Origin of the sequence: Flavobacterium sp. (assembly GCF_027531705.1) — a bacterium.
In the GTDB taxonomy this organism is placed as follows: Bacteria; Bacteroidota; Bacteroidia; order Flavobacteriales; family Flavobacteriaceae; genus Flavobacterium.
This window is the reverse complement of sequence record NZ_JAPZSP010000008.1, coordinates 134,807-152,308: the sequence shown is the minus strand read 5'-3', so window position 1 is coordinate 152,308 and position 17,502 is coordinate 134,807. Positions and strand designations below refer to the sequence as shown.

Below are 17,502 nucleotides of genomic sequence, written 5' to 3'. Positions count from 1 at the left end.
TAAAAAAGTCGCAAGAATTTAACTCTTTGCGACTTTTTTTATTAACATGATTAAAATCATTAATCAATAACCTTAGCATTCTTAACTTTATCCTTAGTAATGGCAATAGCTAAAACTTCGCTCATTTCTTTTACGTAGTGAAATGTTAATCCTTCGATATATTCAGGTTTTATTTCGTCTATATCTGCTTTGTTTTCTTTGCAAAGAATTATTTCTTTTATGTTAGCGCGCTTGGCGGCTAGAATCTTTTCTTTTATTCCACCAACAGGAAGCACTTTTCCTCTTAATGTGATTTCGCCAGTCATTGCTAAACTTTTCTTAACTCTTTTTTGTGTGAACAAAGAAACTAACGACGTTAACATTGCAATTCCAGCACTCGGTCCATCTTTTGGCGTTGCACCTTCGGGAACGTGAATATGAATGTTGTATTTTGCAATTACTTCAGCATCTAAACCAAGTAATTCAGCATTGGCTTTGATATATTCTAAAGCAATTGTCGCCGATTCTTTCATTACAGTTCCTAAATTTCCTGTAATGGTCATGGTTCCTTTTCCTTTAGAAATCAAAGATTCAATAAATAGAATATCGCCACCAACACTTGTCCAAGCTAATCCTGTTACAACACCAGCCACTTCATTATTTTCTGATTTATCTCTTTCTAATCTAGGAACTCCTAATGCTTGAATAATATCTTCATCAGTCACTTTTACATTATAAGCTTCTTCCATCGCGACCGATTTAGCTGCATTTCTAATCACTTGTGCAATTTTAGCTTCCAAACCACGAACTCCTGATTCACGAGTATATCCAACAATTATTTTTTCTAATTGCTTTTTTCCAATAGTCAAGTCTTTTAGTTTTAATCCGTGTTCTTTTAGTTGTTTTGGAAATAAATGTTGACGTGCAATTTCAATTTTTTCTTCAACTGTATAACCTGACATTTTTATAACTTCCATTCTGTCTTTTAAAGCTGGTTGAATGGTTGCCATATTATTAGAAGTTGCAATAAACATAACTTTTGACAAGTCATATCCCATTTCGAGGAAATTATCATAAAAAGCATTGTTTTGCTCAGGATCCAAAACTTCTAATAATGCCGAAGATGGATCGCCTTGATTATTGCTAGTTAGTTTATCAATTTCGTCTAAAACAAATACTGGATTGGATGTTCCTGCTTTTTTCAAACTTTGGATAATTCGTCCTGGCATTGCGCCAATATAGGTTTTTCTGTGCCCGCGAATTTCTGCTTCGTCTCTCAATCCACCTAACGAAATACGAACATATTCTCTTCCCAAAGCTTCTGCTACCGATTTACCAATAGAAGTTTTTCCAACTCCCGGAGGTCCAGTTAAGCAGATAATTGGCGATTTCATGTCATTTCGCAATTTTAAAACTGCCAAATGTTCTATCATTCTTTTCTTAACATCGTCCAAACCAAAATGGTCTTTGTCGAGAATTTTTTGTGCTCGTTTTAAATCGAAATTATCTTTGGTATATTCACCCCAAGGCAATTCTAAAAATAATTCAAGGTAATTGCGTTGAATTCCAAAATCGGGTGCGTTAGGATTCATTCGTTGCATTTTGGAAAGTTCTTTTTCAAAATGCTTTTCGGTTTTGTCATCCCATTTTTTCGTTTTAGCTTTTTGACGCATTTCTTCAATTTCTTGTTCTTGCGAAACGCCACCCAATTCTTCCTGAATGGTTTTCATTTGTTGATGCAAGAAATATTCACGTTGTTGCTGGTCTAAATCAAAACGAACTTTAGATTGAATATCATTTTTTAACTCCAACTTTTGCATTTCAATATTCATAAAACGCAACGTTTCTAAAGCTCTTTCTTTTAAAGCATTTATCGTCAACAAATTTTGTTTTTCTTGAACAGATAAATTCATGTTAGAAGAAACAAAATTGATTAAAAATGATTGGCTCTCAATGTTTTTGATAGCAAAAGTAGCTTCTGTTGGAATATTTGGACTTTCTTTAATAATCTGAATAGCCAACTCTTTTATTGATTCTAAAATCGCTTTAAATTCAGTATCGTGTTTGCTTGGTCTTTTTTCTTCAACTTCTTTGATAGTCGCTCTTAAATATGGGCTTTCAGAAGTTACTTCGTCAATTTCAAAACGTTTTTTCCCTTGAAGAATAACGGTAACATTTCCATCAGGCATTTTTAATACTCTGAGAATACTTGCTACAGTTCCTATTTTATTAATATCATTTTGAGTTGGATCTTCGTCTTCTTCATTTAATTGCGCTACAACACCAATGATTTTATCACCAGCATTTGCATCATTAATAAGTTTTATAGATTTATCTCTACCAGCAGTAATTGGAATTACAACACCTGGAAATAAAACAGTGTTTCGTAATGGTAAAATAGGCAATGAATCAGGAAGTTGTTCATTGATCATTTCTTCCTCATCTTCGGGCGTTAAAAGTGGAATTAATTCGGCTTCAGAATCAATTTCCTGCAATGACAAATTGTCAAGTGTAAATATTTTATGTTGTGACATATATAATGAGTAAGTCAATATGACATTAAAAATGTTTGATTGTAAAACAAATGTAGTATTTCGACACATCAAAACTAATTAAAATCGATGTAACGCTTATATATTCGTTTGGTGTGTTAAAAGGTCAAACTTTATGCCATAAAAAAATCCGTCATGAAGACGGATTTTGAAAATATTATTAAATTATTATTGCTTAGTAAAAGTGAATGTTAAGTCTGTTGTTAATGTTATTGGACCTCCTTGGTCTGTTGTTCCAACAATAGTTCCATCACTTACAGTCGCTTTTAATGTGTTATTTGCAGAATTATAAGTATAATTATCTGTTGTACTATCAGAATATGTTAACGTTAAAATGTTGCCATTCAAAACCCATGTTCCTGTTTCTACTGGATCTACATAACATTCAATAGATTCTATTTCAACACCATTTACAACCTCAAAAACTATATCTGTTCCTTTCGAATCCAAAGCAAAAGAATTATTTGCAAGTAATATTAATTTCAAATCATTGTAACAAACAGTTTCACTTAAAACATTATTTGATGATGTTCCGTTCCCGTTAATGTCAATCGGTACAGAGGATGTAAAACCAGTTAGCAAATAATTTCCAACAATTCCGGTTCCTCCAGTTGAAACTGCAGCTAAATTAACTGGACCAACCCAATTACTATATTCAGTTGCAGAACATTTTGCTCTTACGTAAAAACTATAGCTTCCATTAGTCAATCCGTCAACTATTTTAGGAATTGAACTTGCTTGAACAATAGATCCTTGTCCAATTATAAATCCGGCATTTCCATACTGAATTTCCCAAGCATTTTCATTTCCACCAGCTGTCCAACTTACTGTTGCCAATGCTGCATTAGTTGGGTTTCTAACTACCGTTAAATTAGAAGGATTACTGCAATTTGCGTTTACTGGTACGACAGTAATTGGTCCGTAAGAATCCCCAAAAACTTCACTTCCACATATAGATTTTATATAAAAATCATAACTATTAGTAGAAACCAAATTAGCAATCGTCATAGAAGTATTAGTAGAAATTACTTTTGTTCCTGATCCCATTTCGAAACCACTTAAACCATACTCTATTTGCCAACTTGTTTCATTATTACCTGGATTCCAAGTCAAATTAACGCTATTGTTAATAAAATTACTAGCAACAAAATTTGTTGGTTGCGGGCATTCATTATTGTTATCATCAGTAGTTACTAATGCTGGATCTAATGGCTCAACACCAACGTCACAAGAATTAAAAATTGCTAATGAAAAAAGTAGTATTACAACTCTAATTAACTGTGTGTTTTTCATAAAATTATTATTTTTTGCCAAATATAAATATATTCCTTTTTAATTATAAATTTTTGCTCTAGTATTTTTATTTACCAGAATTAATTTCAACTTTTTTCATAAAACTTAAAACTATGTATCCTAGTAAAAAGAATATTGCCAATATAAAAATTGAGTTTTTTAGCGAATCTGAAATAGCACCTACAAATCCAAAAATAAAAGTTCCTAATACAATTGCTATTTTTTCGGTTACGTCATAAAAACTAAAGTAGGTCGCGTGGTCTTCGGTTTCAGGCAATAATTTGGAATATGTTGAACGAGAAATAGATTGAATGGCACCTAAAACCATTCCGATTCCTGCTCCAAGTAAATATACTTGTAAATCTATAAATTCGCTTTTTGCATTTGTAAAATAAATTGCCAAGCAGACAATTCCCCATATCGCAATAGTAATTTTCAAGGTTCTTATATTACCAATTCTATCGGAAATTCTTGAAAATAAAAAAGCTCCTAAAATAGCAACAATTTGAATTAAAAGTATAATTATAATTAGTTTACTTGTATCAATATTCAATTCTTTTTTAACATAAATACCTAATAATAAAATAATTGTTTGAACACCAACACTATAAAAAAAGAAAGCTGAAAGAAATAGTTTTAAACTCATTTGCGCTTTTAATGCTCTCAAAACTTCTCTTAATTCTTTAAATCCTTTAAAAATAAAATCTTTTTCAGGTTTTTTATGAAATACGTTGTTTGGTAAATGATAAAAAGTTACTTGTGCAAAACCCATCCACCAAAGACCAACCATTAGGAATGAAATTCTCGCTGGCAAACTTTCATCGGTAATTCCAAATAATTCTGGTTTCATGACCATTACCAAATTGAAGGCTAATAATAAAACCGAACCAGTATATCCAAACATGAAGCCTTTAGCACTCACCCTATCTTGTTGCTCAGGATGTGCTATTTCGGGCAAATACGAATTATAAAAAACAAAACTTCCCCAGAAACCAATACTAGCTAAAATAGTAAAAACAATTCCTATCCATAAATTTTCAACACCTGTAAAAAAAAATAAACTCATTACAGAAAGTGAACCTAAGTAACAGAAAAACTGCATAAATCGCTTTTTATTTCCTGTGTAATCTGCTATTGCAGAAAGAATTGGAGAAATAAAAGCTACTATCAAAAATGAAAATGAAAGTGAATATGATAATAACGTTGAATTATGAAATTCAGTTCCTAAAAAGTGGACAATTCCACCGTTTTTACCAGTAATTGATTCATAATAAATGGGGAAAACTGCCGTAGCAATTACTAAACTATAAACTGAATTTGCCCAGTCATAAAAAGCCCAAGCGTTAATTAATTTTGGATTTCCTTTTTCGAGATTTGCCATTTTTTTGCTTTTTTAAAATAAAAAATCCCGATTTCTCGGGATTCAAATATACTCTTTTTTTGTAACTTATATGTTATTTAAACGTAACGCCAAACTTAGCTGCTTCAACTTTCGCCTGTGGAATTAGTGAAGTAAGATGATCAATTCTTGTTTGGTTACTTGGATGTGTGCTTAAAATTTCTGGTGGAGCTTGTCCACCTGATTGTGCTGACATACGTTCCCAAACAGCGACAGCATTTTGAGGGTTGTAACCAGCAATTGCCATTAATGTCAATCCAATCATATCCGCTTCACTTTCGTGTTTTCTACTAAAAGGTAACATTCCTCCAACTTGCGAACCTATCCCATATGCCTGCATTACAATTTGTTGAGTTTGTGGGTCTTGATTCCCAACTGCTACTGCAGCACCAACTTGTCCAAGTTGCTGAAGCATTCCTGCACTCATTCTTTGTTGTCCGTGGTTTGCTAATGCATGTGCAACTTCATGTCCCATAACAGCTGCAATCCCTGCGTCATCCTTACAAATTGGTAGAATACCTGTGTAAAAAACTATTTTTCCGCCTGGCATACACCATGCATTTACTTCTTTATTATCTACTAAATTATATTCCCAATTGTATCCATTTAAATAATCTGAATGACCATTTGCAGCTAACCAGCGTTCTGCTGCCACTTTTATTTTTGTACCTACAGTTTCAATTTTTTTAGATTCTACAGTATTTTTCACGACCTTATTTTCAGACAAAAATTGATTGTACTGTTGAAATGCCATTGGAAATATTTCAGCATTAGGAACCAAAGCCATTGTACTTTTTCCTGTAAAAGGATTCTTAGCGCAAGCAAAAACTAATGCTACAATACCAAACCCAATTAATAAATTTCTTTTATTCATAGTATAAAATTTTGTTAAACAAATGTAAAAAAAATTATCCAATCAAATGAATTTCAGTAAAATCTTTATCAACCACTAAAGAAAATCCATCGAATGAAACTTGATCTAAATTTAATTTCTCATTATCAATTTCTATACCAATTACTTTGAATGGAATAGCTTTTAAATTTAATTTTATAGTTTGGTGAATTGTTTCAAAAGTTCCCTCTTTATGTTGATGAATAAACAATTCATTTTCTTTACCATTCAAAGTGAAAGTTTTATGACTAAATCTTCCTTTGTTATAATCATAACCATCTTGTGCATCTTCGTAAACAAACGATTTTTCCTTTCCTAACTTATAATAAACGTCTAAAGTAAGTTCAGGATTTTCAATTTGTCCAACATATTGCTGAACTGGATACTTTGGAATAATTGCGCCTTCTTTAACAAATAAAGGAATTTGGTCATAATCGGTTGCAACCCAAAGTTCTTTTTTACCTGAAACTAACTCATTTGTCCAGTAATTATACCAATTACCTTCTGGCAAATACATTCTTCTACCAAGAGCATTTGGTTCAAGAATTGGACAAACTAAAATTTGATTTCCAAAAACAAATTCATCAGTTCTGTAATGCGTTTGCGGATCATTTTGGTCAAAATATACTAATGGTTTCAACATTGGAACACCATCATTTACATATTGCCAGAACATTGTATATAAATAAGGCAATAATTTATAACGTAATTCAACAAATTTTCTAGTAATATCAATTACTTCTTCTCCAAAACTCCAAGGTTCTTGATCGCCATGATGTCCAGATGAATGCGTTCTACAAAAAGGGTGAAAAACACCTAATTGAATCCAGCGAGCGTATAATTCAGCAGAAGGTTGTTCGGCAAATCCGCCTATATCTGAGCCTGTGAAACCCATTCCAGAAATGGACATTCTTTGCGTTTGCACATTAGCAATCCATAAATGTTCCCAAGTTGCTACGTTATCACCAGTCCAAGACGATGTGTATTTTTGCGCACCAGAATATGCAGAACGCGTAATTACAAAAGGTCGTTTTGGATAAGCAAATCGCTTAACTCCTTCATAAGTAGCACGTGCCATTTGCGTTCCATAAATATTGTGAGCTTTTCTATGACTGCAATTATTTCCATCGTAATTATGACGCATATCTAATGGAGCCGTTTTGGTTGGTACTTCCATTACAGCAGGTTCATTCATATCATTCCAAACGCCTTTAACTCCTATTTCAGCAATTAATTCTTTATGTAATCCAGCCCACCAATCGCGAACTTCTGGATTTGTAAAATCAGGAAAATTACATTCGCCTGGCCAAACTTTACCTTTCATATATGGTCCGTCGGCTCTTTTACAAAAATAATCTTTTTCTAAAGCTTCTTTATAAACTGAATATTCTTTGTCAATTTTGATTCCGGGATCAATAATTACAATAGTTTTAAATCCATCTTTTGCTAAATCTGCTACCATTTGTTTTGGATTTGGAAAATACTCTTTATTCCATGTAAAACAGCGGAAACCATCCATGTAATCAATATCTAAATAAATGGCATCACATGGAATTTGAAGTTCTCGGAATTTGTTAGCAACTTCTTTTACTCTGTTTTCAGGATAATAGCTCCATTTTGATTGGTGATAACCCAACGCCCAAAGTGGCGGCAATTCTGGTTTTCCTGTTAGATGTGTGTAAGTTGTTACTACATCGCTCATTTTTGGACCGTAAATAAAGTAGTAATTCATCTCACCGCCATCTGCCCAAAAACTAGTTACATTTTTTCTTTCATGACTAAAATCAAAATAAGAACGAAATGTATTGTCAAAGAAAATTCCGTAAGCTTTATTGTGATGCAACCCTATATAAAACGGAACAACTTTATATAATGGTTCTTGATCTTTATGAAATGCATATTGATCGGTTGCCCAATTTTCTAAACGTTTTCCTTTCAGATTTAGATGAGTTGCTTTATCGCCAAGTCCGTAAAAACTTTCGCCGTCGTGAGAAGCTTTGCTCATTTTTACAATATTTCCACCATATTCGTAACATTCTTCCCAATGGAAACCTAATTCGTCTTCAAGAATTGTGGTTCCGTCTAATTCATAGATTCCAACACGGCAATCATGCTTTTGGACTACAACGTATACTTTAGAAGTTTTAACTCTATAATGATCCTTTTCTTCAGTTACTTCTAAAATATTAAATCCGTGTGATTGTGTTTTATCAATTGCATACGAAAAGTCATTGCTAAAGTATCCTTTGACAGTCATTCTAAATCGAATCATACTGTCTCTAAGAACCGTAACTCTTAGAATTACATCATTATCAGTATGAAAATCTATAGAATCAACTTCTTGTTTATATGAAATAATATTGGATGGAAATAAATCACCTTTGCGTTCTAGTTCGGTATTAATAATCATAGGTTGTTTTTTTGACAATCGTCAAATTTACAAAGTTGTAACCTATAAATTAACAATGAATTAAAGGTTTTTTTAACTATAACGTTTGCGGTTGAATATAAATATAAAACTAGACCTATCAAGTTATAAAAACCTGACAGGTCTAGAAAGTATTATGAAATTTTAAAAACTGAAATCCCTAACGGTGCAAGAATAATTTCTGCTGAAAATTCTCTTCCATTCCATGGAGTTGCTTCAATTTTTATTGTTTTTGCGTTATTAACTCCACTTCCGTTATATTCTGCTCTATCGGAATTGAAAATTTCTGTTAGTTTTCCTTTTGTTGGAAGTCCGATTCTGTAGTTTTCATGAATAACTGGAGTCATATTGCACACTACAATTAAGTTCTCTTTTTCTTTATTTCCTTTACGGATATAGGCTAAAACAGAATTTTCATTGTCGGAATAATTGATCCATTCAAAACCTTCTGCCGAAAATTGTTTTTCATATAATGCAGGATGTGTTTTATATAAATCATTCAAATCGGTAATGCATTTTTTTATTCCATCATGGAAACCATATTGTAATAAATGCCAATCTAAACTGCTTTCAAAATTCCACTCGGATGTTTGTCCGAATTCGCTACCCATAAACAATAATTTTGTCCCTGGATGCGTGAACATATATCCATAAAGTAAACGAAGATTTGCAAAACGTTGCCATTCATCGCCTGGCATTCTTCCTTGAATGGAATGTTTCCCGTAGACTACTTCATCATGTGAAAGTGGTAACATAAAATTCTCTGTAAATGCATAAGTCATAGAAAAAGTTATGTCATTTTGATGGTATTTTCTATACACACTTTCTTTAGCAAAATATTGCAAAGTATCGTGCATCCAGCCCATCATCCATTTCATTCCGAAACCTAAACCACCAAGGAATGTTGGACGAGAAACCATTGGAAAACTTGTACTTTCTTCAGCAATAGTTTGAACATCTGGAAAATTAGCATAAACTGCCTCGTTGAAATCTTTTAGAAAACTGATGGTATCTAAATTTTCTCTTCCTCCATAAATATTTGGTTCCCACTCGCCTTCTTTTCTTGAATAATCCAAATATAACATTGACGCAACAGCATCAACTCGAAGTCCATCAACGTGATAATTTTTTAGCCAAAAAATGGCATTACTTATCAAGAACGAACGCACTTCATTTCGTCCATAATTGAAAACCAAACTTTTCCAATCGGGATGATAGCCTTTTCTTCTGTCTGGATGTTCGTATAAATTGGAACCATCGAAAAATCCTAATCCGTGTGCATCATCTGGGAAATGTGATGGCACCCAATCTAAAATTACTCCAATTCCAGCTTGGTGCAATTTATCAACCAAAAGCATAAAATCTTGTGGTTTTCCAAAACGTGATGTTGGAGCAAAATAACCTACCAATTGATAGCCCCAAGATGGATCGTAAGGATATTCCATAATTGGCATAAATTCAACGTGTGTAAAACCTGTTTCTTTTACATACGAGACTAATTGGTCTGCCAATTCAATATAAGTCAAAAACTTGCCATCGGCATTGCGTTTCCATGAACCTAAATGTACTTCGTAAACCGAAAATGGTTTGTCTAATCCGTTTTTCTCTTTACGGATTTCCATCCATTTTGTGTCTTTCCATTTGTAATCTAGATCCCAAATTACTGATGCTGTATGTGGTGGATGTTCACAGTATAAAGCAAATGGATCGGCTTTTTCAGTGATTAAACCGCCATTGTTGGATTGAATTTTATATTTATAGGTTGTCCCCTTATCAATTCCAGGAATGAAACCTTCCCATATTCCGGATTCGTCCCAACGAACGTTTAATTGATGCTCGCCTTGAACCCAAAAATTGAAATCACCAACAACAGAAACCGAACGCGCTGATGGTGCCCAAACGGCAAAATAGACGCCTTTAACTCCATCTAATTCAATAAGATGCGCGCCTAATTTTTCGTATAGTTGAAAATGTTTTCCTGCTTTGAATAAATCGATGTCGAAATCGGTGAATAAGGAATGTGGTTGTACTTGGTTCATTTTTTTATTGTTTATTTTTTTGCAATTGATATTGATATTGCAATTGATATTATTTTTTTATTTGGAGCGAATGGTTTGGGCATTTTAGGTTTCCCTATTCCTGCTTTCAGTTCTACTTCGTGCCAAAAGACGAAATGGCCACTCCAATCAGGGCTAGATTGGTTTTGTCGTTTGCGAAATTATATTTAAAAAGGTAACTCATCATTATCTTTTATATATTCCACTTTCAATTTATTTTCTGTTCCGATAATTTTATCTTTACCATAAGTCAAATCACAAATAATATATCTATCACCTATTTTTGATTGATCATAATCATGTACTTCTTTTACAAATTGGATTCTCTTTTCTCTTACTATGTGATAATAGAAAATAATGTTATATTTTAAATAGAAATCATTTCCATTCTTTTGTTTTACTTGAATTTGATTTTCAACAATATTATATTTTTCTTCAATACTTAATTGATTCTTTTCATTAAACCTTTTAAAAAACCATTTCCCATTCAAAACTTTAGCATCTTTATAATTTAACAAAAAATCATTTGCTTCATTTATTCTTTCATTCAGTGAATCATTATTTAATTTTAATTCATCTATTTCTTTTGATTTTGCATCTAATTCTACAATATATTTACTCTCACTTGAAATAATTTCTTCTAATCTTTTCGTTTTTTCCAGGTAACTTTCCCTTAATGTCAAGTATTTATCAATTCCTATCTTACTTCCATCTAAAATCTTTATTTCTTTCTCTTCGCCCCATTTTTGAGCTTGAGCAGATACAATTCTTATTGCATTTTTAATAAAAGGAATTAACAAAGTATACCCAAAAGCAATAAGAACAGGCAACCAAGTGTTTCCATATTTAGCATATGTTAATTCAATATAATCAAAAATAGTATTACAACCACAACCACTAAATTGAGATTTATCATACCAAATAAGAGCAACAGGAATTCTCCAATTACAAATCAACCAAGAACTTATAAAAGAAAAAATCAAAGGATTTGATAATCTATCTTTTATATTTTCATACACATCTTTTAATTTTTCTTCCATATATTTTTTTTATCTAACTTTCAATACAAAACCAAATTAGCCCCGATTGTAGTGGAAATCCTTTTCCTTTTTTCTTTAAAAAGGAAAAGATTGGAGCGAAAAGCGGGAATTGCCATTATCGAAAATGCCCAAGCCATTCGCTTCTAATATCCCATAATAGTCTGAATTCCACGCAAAGGAATTACTGCCCAACGCGGACGAGAATTGAGTTCGTAACCCAACTCGTAAACGGCTTTTTCAAGGATGCAATATTTTAGTAAAAAGTTGATTTCGTGGCTGTAACCTATATTTAAGTTGCCTGATTGGGCTTTTTCGATGTAGGTTTCAAGGAAAGCTCCGACTAAGTATTTAAACAATAATTCTCCTGCTTTGAATAAATCTTCTTGCTCGTAAGGATATTTATCGGCGTTGTTGAAAATGGTTGCGTAAATCGCGTAATGAAAAGAACGGAACATTCCGGCAACGTCTTTTAATGGTGGCTGTTTTACTTTTCTATCACGAATGGTGCTTTCTGGTTCACCTTCAAAATCAAGCAGATAGAAATCATCGCCATTTACTAAAACTTGACCAAGATGAAAATCTCCGTGAATTCTGATGCGTTCCGATTTCATTTTAGTCCAATCAAAATCTACAAAATGTTTACGAATTAACTTTTTGTTTTCGAGGAATTGATGTGCTAAATCGAGTGCCATTCCGTCGAGTTTATGCAAACTATTTTCAATAATATTCAATCGGTTTTGGAATTGATATAAAAGTCTGTTTTTTAACCAAACGGTGTAATCACCATTGTAAGTAGTTGGAGTAAATGCAGTTTCGTGAATATCACTTCCGAGTGCAATATGCATTTCGGCTGTTCGCAATGCTAAAGTCTGTACTCTTAAAAATAAACTCAAACCAACCCAATCAATAATTTCTGGTGGGATTTCGTTGATTTTTAATCGTTTGAACAATTCTACATTTGGAAGTTTGTCGATTTTTATTTTCTTTCTGGAAAGATTATCAAAAACACCATCCATTTGTTCTAACATAAATTTCCAAGCATCGCCTTGATTTGGAACTAATTCTTGCATCAAACCTAAAGTGATATTTCCTTCTGGCAAAGCCAAATTTATACTTCCTGTATAAGCTGGCGTATTTTCATAGTGCATTCTTTCTGTCAAGAAACGGCTAATTTCATAATCAGGATTGGTGCTAACATAAATTCTTCTGAAGATTTTCAATACAAATGCATCGTTATAAATAATCGAAGTATTACTTTGTTCAACACCCATGAATTTGGAAGACTTATATTCCTTATCAACCAAATTAGAGCCTTTATGAAAAATCAATTTTAATCCTTTACTTTCGGTAGATTGTGCAATATTATCAAACAACAACTTTCTGAAATCATCTTGATGCAAGGCATCAACCAAATAACCATCAATATTTCCAAACTTTGCAGGAGCAATAATGGTATTAGTATCTAGCTCATCTGTAGTCATAAAAGCTACTGGCATAAAATAATGTTGGAAAAATGCTTCTTTAAAATTCACTTCAAGCAAAACACCATAATAGGTATTCTTTTTAGAAGTAATTTTGAAATGATCTACGACTTCAATATACTTTAGAGTACTAGCTTTACCTCCATACCACCTTTTGTTGATGATATAGTTTTCTAAAATATCAGACGAAAATATTTTAATGAATTCATCGTCTTTGAAAGCATCTTTCCATTCGTTTTTAAATTTGAATGTGGTTGTGAAAGTATCTTGATTGTCGTTTTTCATGACAGTAAATTTATTATTAATAATTACTTCAGAATTTTAAATAAGTGAAAAGGTAAAACTGGATGCAACTCAACAAAATTCCATTCTTTATCCCAATTATAGCTGTTTCCTGTAATTAAATCTATAACTGTAATAGATTGTCCTTCTTGAATTCCTAGAGACTTTAATGGCAATTTAATCCAAGCTTGTTTAGCATAATAAGCATCTAAACTTGCAATCATTAAGGTTTCATTTTCTTTGTTGTCATCAAATTTGTAATAGGCAATAACTTGGTCGTTATCAGTATCACAGAATTCAATATTATTGGTTTGTTGCAGTGAAGATTGCTCTTTTCTAATTTGATTAATTTTAGAAATTAGCATAGTGATTTTATTTTCTTTTTGCCAATCCCAAAGACGAATTTGGTATTTTTCACTATCCATATATTCTTCTTTTCCTGGAATCGCATCTGAAACCATATATTCAAATATTGGTCCGTAAATCCCAACAGATGAAGACAATGTGGCTGCTAAAAAATATTTTTGTAAGTGCGTACTTTCATTCGCACCTTGCAATGGAAACGGATTGATATCTGGAGTATTTGGCCAAAAATTTGGACGGAAGAATTCTTTTTGATTGGTTTGAGTAAGTTCGGTTAAATACTCTTGCAATTCTGCTTTAGTATTTCGCCAAGTGTAATAAGAATAAGATTGGGTGAAACCTTGTTTAGCTAACTCGTGCATAATTTTAGGACGAGTAAAAGCTTCTGCTAAAAACAATACATCTGGATATTTCTTCTTAACTTCTGCAATAAGCCAACCCCAAAAATAAAATGGTTTAGTGTGTGGATTATCAACTCTGAAAACTCTAATTCCACATTCTTCAACCCAAAATAAAGCACAATCTAATAACTCTTTCCAAAGGTTTTTCCAATCATCACTTTCAAAGTAAATTGGCAGAATATCTTGATATTTTTTTGGTGGATTTTCGGCATATTGCACAGTTCCATCTGGACGCCATTTGAACCATTGTGGAAATTCTTTAACATAAGGATGATCTGGTGCAGCTTGAAGCGCAAAGTCCATTGCAACCTCAATATTTAATGATTTTGCTTTTTTGACTAATGATTTGAAATCATCAATAGTTCCTAATTCAGGATGAATCGATTTGTGACCACCATATTGCGAACCAATTCCCCAAGGCGAACCAACATCGCCTGGTTGAGCGTCAGTAGCATTATTTTTTCCTTTACGATTTACTTCTCCAATTGGGTGAACTGGTGGAAAATACAAAGTATCAAATCCCATTTTAGCAACTTTAGGTAAAATCTGCTCACAATCTTTAAAAGTTCCGTGTTTACCATCTACACTTGAAGCCGAACGTGGAAAAAATTCATACCAAGTGCTGAATAATGCTTTTTGTCTATCTACATAAACTCTTAATTCTTGTGTTTGATTGGCTAAAAATTTGGCTGGATTTTCTTTGAAGATCGTTTTTAATTTATCAGAAACTGCTTCAATGATAGCTTTGTCATAATTAACTTCATTTGAAAATAAATCAACAACTTCATTCAAATATTTTTTATCTGAAGCTGAAACTTTTGATAATAAAGGTTTGATGTACTCTACTCCTTCTAACAATTCCGATTTTACGTGTTGGTTGTCGTTTATTTTTTTACCAATACCGTATTGCCAATTTAGAGCATAATCAACCCAAGCTTCGACAAAATAAGAGTAATAACCTTGTTTTTCTACTGAAAAAGTAGCTTCGAAAGCATCATTTGGCAAAGCATTCATTCTAACTTCTGACCATTTTTTGTCCTTTTCATATTTATATTGAACAACAGCCTCCATTACATCGTGTCCATCTGATAGAATATCGGCAGTTACAGTAACTTTTTGTCCAACAATTCTTTTTATAAAAAATGCCCCATTGTCTAATTGAGGCAATACATTTTCAATTATTACGCGTCTTTGATTTTGCATTTTAACTTTTATTTAATGATGTCTAATGTATAAAAAAAAGACAAATTAAAGTAACTTGCATTAAAATTTATTGAAATGTCAAAAAATAAAGAAATACAAGCCCAAACATTGAAAATTCCGAAGGTAATATTGATAACCGCTAAATTATTTGAGGCAATTTCACCAAAATTAGCAACAAAGTTTGCAGCAAAATTATTTACAACACCCATAAAACATAAAATTCCGAAACGCGAATTTCAAATGGATAAAGAAAGTATTCAAGAAACCGTTTTTATTCCGTCGATAAATAAAGAAATTGTGGTTTACCATTATGGAAAAAGCGAAAAGAAAATTCTGTTAGTTCACGGTTGGTCTGGCAGAGGAACTCAATTAGTTAAGATTGCAGATGAATTAGTAAAATTAGGATATTCGACAATTAGTTTTGATGCTCCTGCACACGGGAAATCAAAAGGAAATTCGTCAATAATGATTGAATTTATTGCTTCAATTTTAGAATTGGAAAAACAATATGGCCCTTTTGAATTTGCAATAGGACACTCACTTGGAGGAATGTCGATTTTGAATGCGATTAGAGAAAATTTAAACGTTAAAAAAGCAGTAATTATTGGAAGTGGCGATATTATTCAAGACATAATTGATGATTTTATTAAGAAGTTAAAATTAAAAGCTGAAATTGGAATCAAATTAAGAGATCATTTCGAGAAAAAATATAAAGTTAAAATGGATTATTATTCTGCTTCAAATGCTGCTAAAGAAGTTTCAATTCCTGTTTTAATAATACACGATGAAAATGATGTGGATGTAAATGTTAAAGCAGCTTATAACATTAAAGAAAACTTAAATATTTCAGAATTGATGATTACCAAAAACTTAGGTCATCGAAAAATTTTAGGAAATACGGAAGTTATAAAACGAATTATGGAATTTATAAAAGAATAATTATGGAATTATTTGAAAATACAAATGGTTGGGCTGAAAAATTGCAACCGCTAATCGATAAATATAAAGATAAAAAGCATCCTTTAGATTATGAAAATTTATATCAATTAATGGTAGCCGTTATTTTATCTGCTCAAGATTCAGATGCAAATATTAATAAAATTGCTCCTGCTTTTTTTGCAGAATTTCCAAATTTGGAAGTATTATCAATTGCAACAATTGAAGATTTATTTCCTTATGTTAGCAAAGTTAGAAACTTCAATACCAAATCTAGTTGGTTAATTGAAATTGCTCAAACATTAAAGAGCGATAAAAACATTCCAACTAATCTGAATGATTTAATCGCTTTAAAAGGAATCGGAAGAAAATCTGCAAATGTAATAATGCGAGAAATGAAAGTACCAGCAGAAGGTATAATTGCAGATTTACATGTTATAAGAGTTGCACCAAGAATTGGTCTTTGTGATGAAGCTAAAGATGGTAACAAAGTTGAAAAACAGTTAATGCAATTACTACCAAAGGAAATTTGGGGAGAAATTGGAATGGCAATTTCATTTTTAGGAAGAGAAACTTGTCGTCCGACTAATCCAAGATGCTCAGAATGTTCAATAAACGAGCATTGCCTTTTCCCTCATAAAAATCTATAAATTACAAAATAAAAAAACCTCAAGCAAAAAACTTGAGGTTTGTATAAATTGATTTTCATTAGAAAATTAAATGTCTTTGAAAATGGTGTGCATCAAACGTTTTTTGTCGTTGATACTTTCCTCAAGTGAAATCATCGTTTCTGTTCTGTAAACACCTTCGATATCATCAATCATGAAGATAACATCTTTAGCATGTTTAGTATCTTTAGCTCTTATTTTACAGAAAATATTGAATTTCCCTGTAGTTACATGAGCAACTGTTACGAAAGGAATTTCGTTGATTCTTTCTAAAACAAATTTAGTTTGTGATGTATTATTCAAGAAAACACCAACGTAAGCGATGAACGAATATCCTAACTTTTCATAATCTAATGTCAATGAAGAACCCATAATGATTCCTGCATCTTCCATTTTCTTAACTCTTACGTGAACAGTTCCTGCAGAAATTAATAATTTTTTTGCGATGTCAGTAAATGGTACTCTTGTGTTATCAATTAACATATCAAGGATTTGGTGATCTACTTCATCTAAACGAAACTTACTCAT

Annotated in this window: 12 protein-coding genes; 2 read left to right on the top strand and 10 right to left on the bottom strand. The window is 32.1% G+C overall.

The window, feature by feature from the left end; genetic code table 11:
* Nucleotides 1–59: 59 nt before the first annotated feature.
* The 9 genes from lon to O9267_RS03800 all read right to left on the bottom strand — a co-directional run bounded on the left by lon (nt 60) and on the right by O9267_RS03800 (nt 15,370).
* The gene (gene lon, locus O9267_RS03840) at nt 60–2,513 is read right to left on the bottom strand and encodes an endopeptidase La (RefSeq protein ID WP_298176184.1); all 2,454 of its coding nucleotides are present in this window, start codon (nt 2,511–2,513) and stop codon (nt 60–62) included.
* Nucleotides 2,514–2,699: 186 nt separating this feature from the next.
* Nucleotides 2,700–3,824 (bottom strand): fibronectin type III domain-containing protein, encoded by a 1,125-nt coding sequence (locus O9267_RS03835; RefSeq protein WP_298176183.1) that lies wholly within the window; start codon nt 3,822–3,824, stop codon nt 2,700–2,702.
* Between the two features lie 67 nt (nt 3,825–3,891).
* Nucleotides 3,892–5,205 (bottom strand): MFS transporter, encoded by a 1,314-nt coding sequence (locus O9267_RS03830; RefSeq protein ID WP_298176180.1) that lies wholly within the window; start codon nt 5,203–5,205, stop codon nt 3,892–3,894.
* Nucleotides 5,206–5,278: 73 nt separating this feature from the next.
* Nucleotides 5,279–6,097, bottom strand: a complete 819-nt coding sequence (locus O9267_RS03825; protein WP_298176178.1) for a M48 family metallopeptidase — start codon at nt 6,095–6,097, stop codon at nt 5,279–5,281.
* A 34-nt stretch (nt 6,098–6,131) separates the two neighbouring features.
* Nucleotides 6,132–8,525 carry a glycoside hydrolase family 31 protein gene (locus O9267_RS03820; protein WP_298176175.1) on the bottom strand — a complete coding sequence of 798 codons (2,394 nt, stop codon included), beginning with the start codon at nt 8,523–8,525 and terminating at the stop codon, nt 6,132–6,134.
* 152 nt (nt 8,526–8,677) lie between these two features.
* Nucleotides 8,678–10,582: a 1,4-alpha-glucan branching protein GlgB gene (glgB, locus tag O9267_RS03815; RefSeq protein ID WP_298176172.1), complete on the bottom strand. Its 1,905-nt coding sequence runs from the start codon at nt 10,580–10,582 to the stop codon at nt 8,678–8,680.
* 185 nt (nt 10,583–10,767) lie between these two features.
* On the bottom strand, nt 10,768–11,640 hold the full coding sequence (locus O9267_RS03810; protein ID WP_298176169.1) for a hypothetical protein: 873 nt from the start codon (nt 11,638–11,640) through the stop codon (nt 10,768–10,770).
* 143 nt (nt 11,641–11,783) lie between these two features.
* Nucleotides 11,784–13,406, bottom strand: coding sequence for a trehalose synthase (locus tag O9267_RS03805; RefSeq protein ID WP_298176166.1), 1,623 nt, complete (start codon nt 13,404–13,406; stop codon nt 11,784–11,786).
* A 23-nt stretch (nt 13,407–13,429) separates the two neighbouring features.
* Nucleotides 13,430–15,370 carry an alpha-1,4-glucan--maltose-1-phosphate maltosyltransferase gene (locus tag O9267_RS03800; RefSeq protein ID WP_298176164.1) on the bottom strand — a complete coding sequence of 647 codons (1,941 nt, stop codon included), beginning with the start codon at nt 15,368–15,370 and terminating at the stop codon, nt 13,430–13,432.
* 75 nt (nt 15,371–15,445) lie between these two features.
* On the opposite strand from O9267_RS03800, the gene O9267_RS03795 reads away from it, so the two are divergent.
* Together O9267_RS03795 and O9267_RS03790 are read left to right on the top strand one after the other, a co-directional pair.
* Nucleotides 15,446–16,309, top strand: coding sequence for an alpha/beta hydrolase (locus tag O9267_RS03795; RefSeq protein WP_298176162.1), 864 nt, complete (start codon nt 15,446–15,448; stop codon nt 16,307–16,309).
* A gap of 2 nt (nt 16,310–16,311) precedes the next feature.
* A complete protein-coding gene (locus tag O9267_RS03790; protein WP_298176159.1) occupies nt 16,312–16,956 on the top strand; it encodes an endonuclease III in 645 nt (214 codons plus the stop codon).
* 66 nt (nt 16,957–17,022) lie between these two features.
* On the opposite strand, the gene O9267_RS03785 is transcribed toward O9267_RS03790, so the two are convergent.
* Nucleotides 17,023–17,502 carry a winged helix-turn-helix transcriptional regulator gene (locus O9267_RS03785; RefSeq protein ID WP_035127172.1) on the bottom strand — a complete coding sequence of 160 codons (480 nt, stop codon included), beginning with the start codon at nt 17,500–17,502 and terminating at the stop codon, nt 17,023–17,025.

What these genes read in the sequence shown, in the direction of transcription:
- O9267_RS03800 (WP_298176164.1), bottom strand. Translation starts at nt 15,370, where the DNA reads ATGCAAAATCAAAGACGCGTAATAATTGAAAATGTATTGCCTCAATTA.
- O9267_RS03795 (WP_298176162.1), top strand. Translation starts at nt 15,446, where the DNA reads ATGTCAAAAAATAAAGAAATACAAGCCCAAACATTGAAAATTCCGAAG.
- O9267_RS03790 (WP_298176159.1), top strand. Translation starts at nt 16,312, where the DNA reads ATGGAATTATTTGAAAATACAAATGGTTGGGCTGAAAAATTGCAACCG.
- O9267_RS03830 (WP_298176180.1), bottom strand. Translation starts at nt 5,205, where the DNA reads ATGGCAAATCTCGAAAAAGGAAATCCAAAATTAATTAACGCTTGGGCT.
- lon (WP_298176184.1), bottom strand. Translation starts at nt 2,513, where the DNA reads ATGTCACAACATAAAATATTTACACTTGACAATTTGTCATTGCAGGAA.
- O9267_RS03820 (WP_298176175.1), bottom strand. Translation starts at nt 8,525, where the DNA reads ATGATTATTAATACCGAACTAGAACGCAAAGGTGATTTATTTCCATCC.
- O9267_RS03805 (WP_298176166.1), bottom strand. Translation starts at nt 13,406, where the DNA reads ATGAAAAACGACAATCAAGATACTTTCACAACCACATTCAAATTTAAA.
- glgB (WP_298176172.1), bottom strand. Translation starts at nt 10,582, where the DNA reads ATGAACCAAGTACAACCACATTCCTTATTCACCGATTTCGACATCGAT.
- O9267_RS03810 (WP_298176169.1), bottom strand. Translation starts at nt 11,640, where the DNA reads ATGGAAGAAAAATTAAAAGATGTGTATGAAAATATAAAAGATAGATTA.
- O9267_RS03825 (WP_298176178.1), bottom strand. Translation starts at nt 6,097, where the DNA reads ATGAATAAAAGAAATTTATTAATTGGGTTTGGTATTGTAGCATTAGTT.
- O9267_RS03835 (WP_298176183.1), bottom strand. Translation starts at nt 3,824, where the DNA reads ATGAAAAACACACAGTTAATTAGAGTTGTAATACTACTTTTTTCATTA.
- O9267_RS03785 (WP_035127172.1), bottom strand. Translation starts at nt 17,502, where the DNA reads ATGAGTAAGTTTCGTTTAGATGAAGTAGATCACCAAATCCTTGATATG.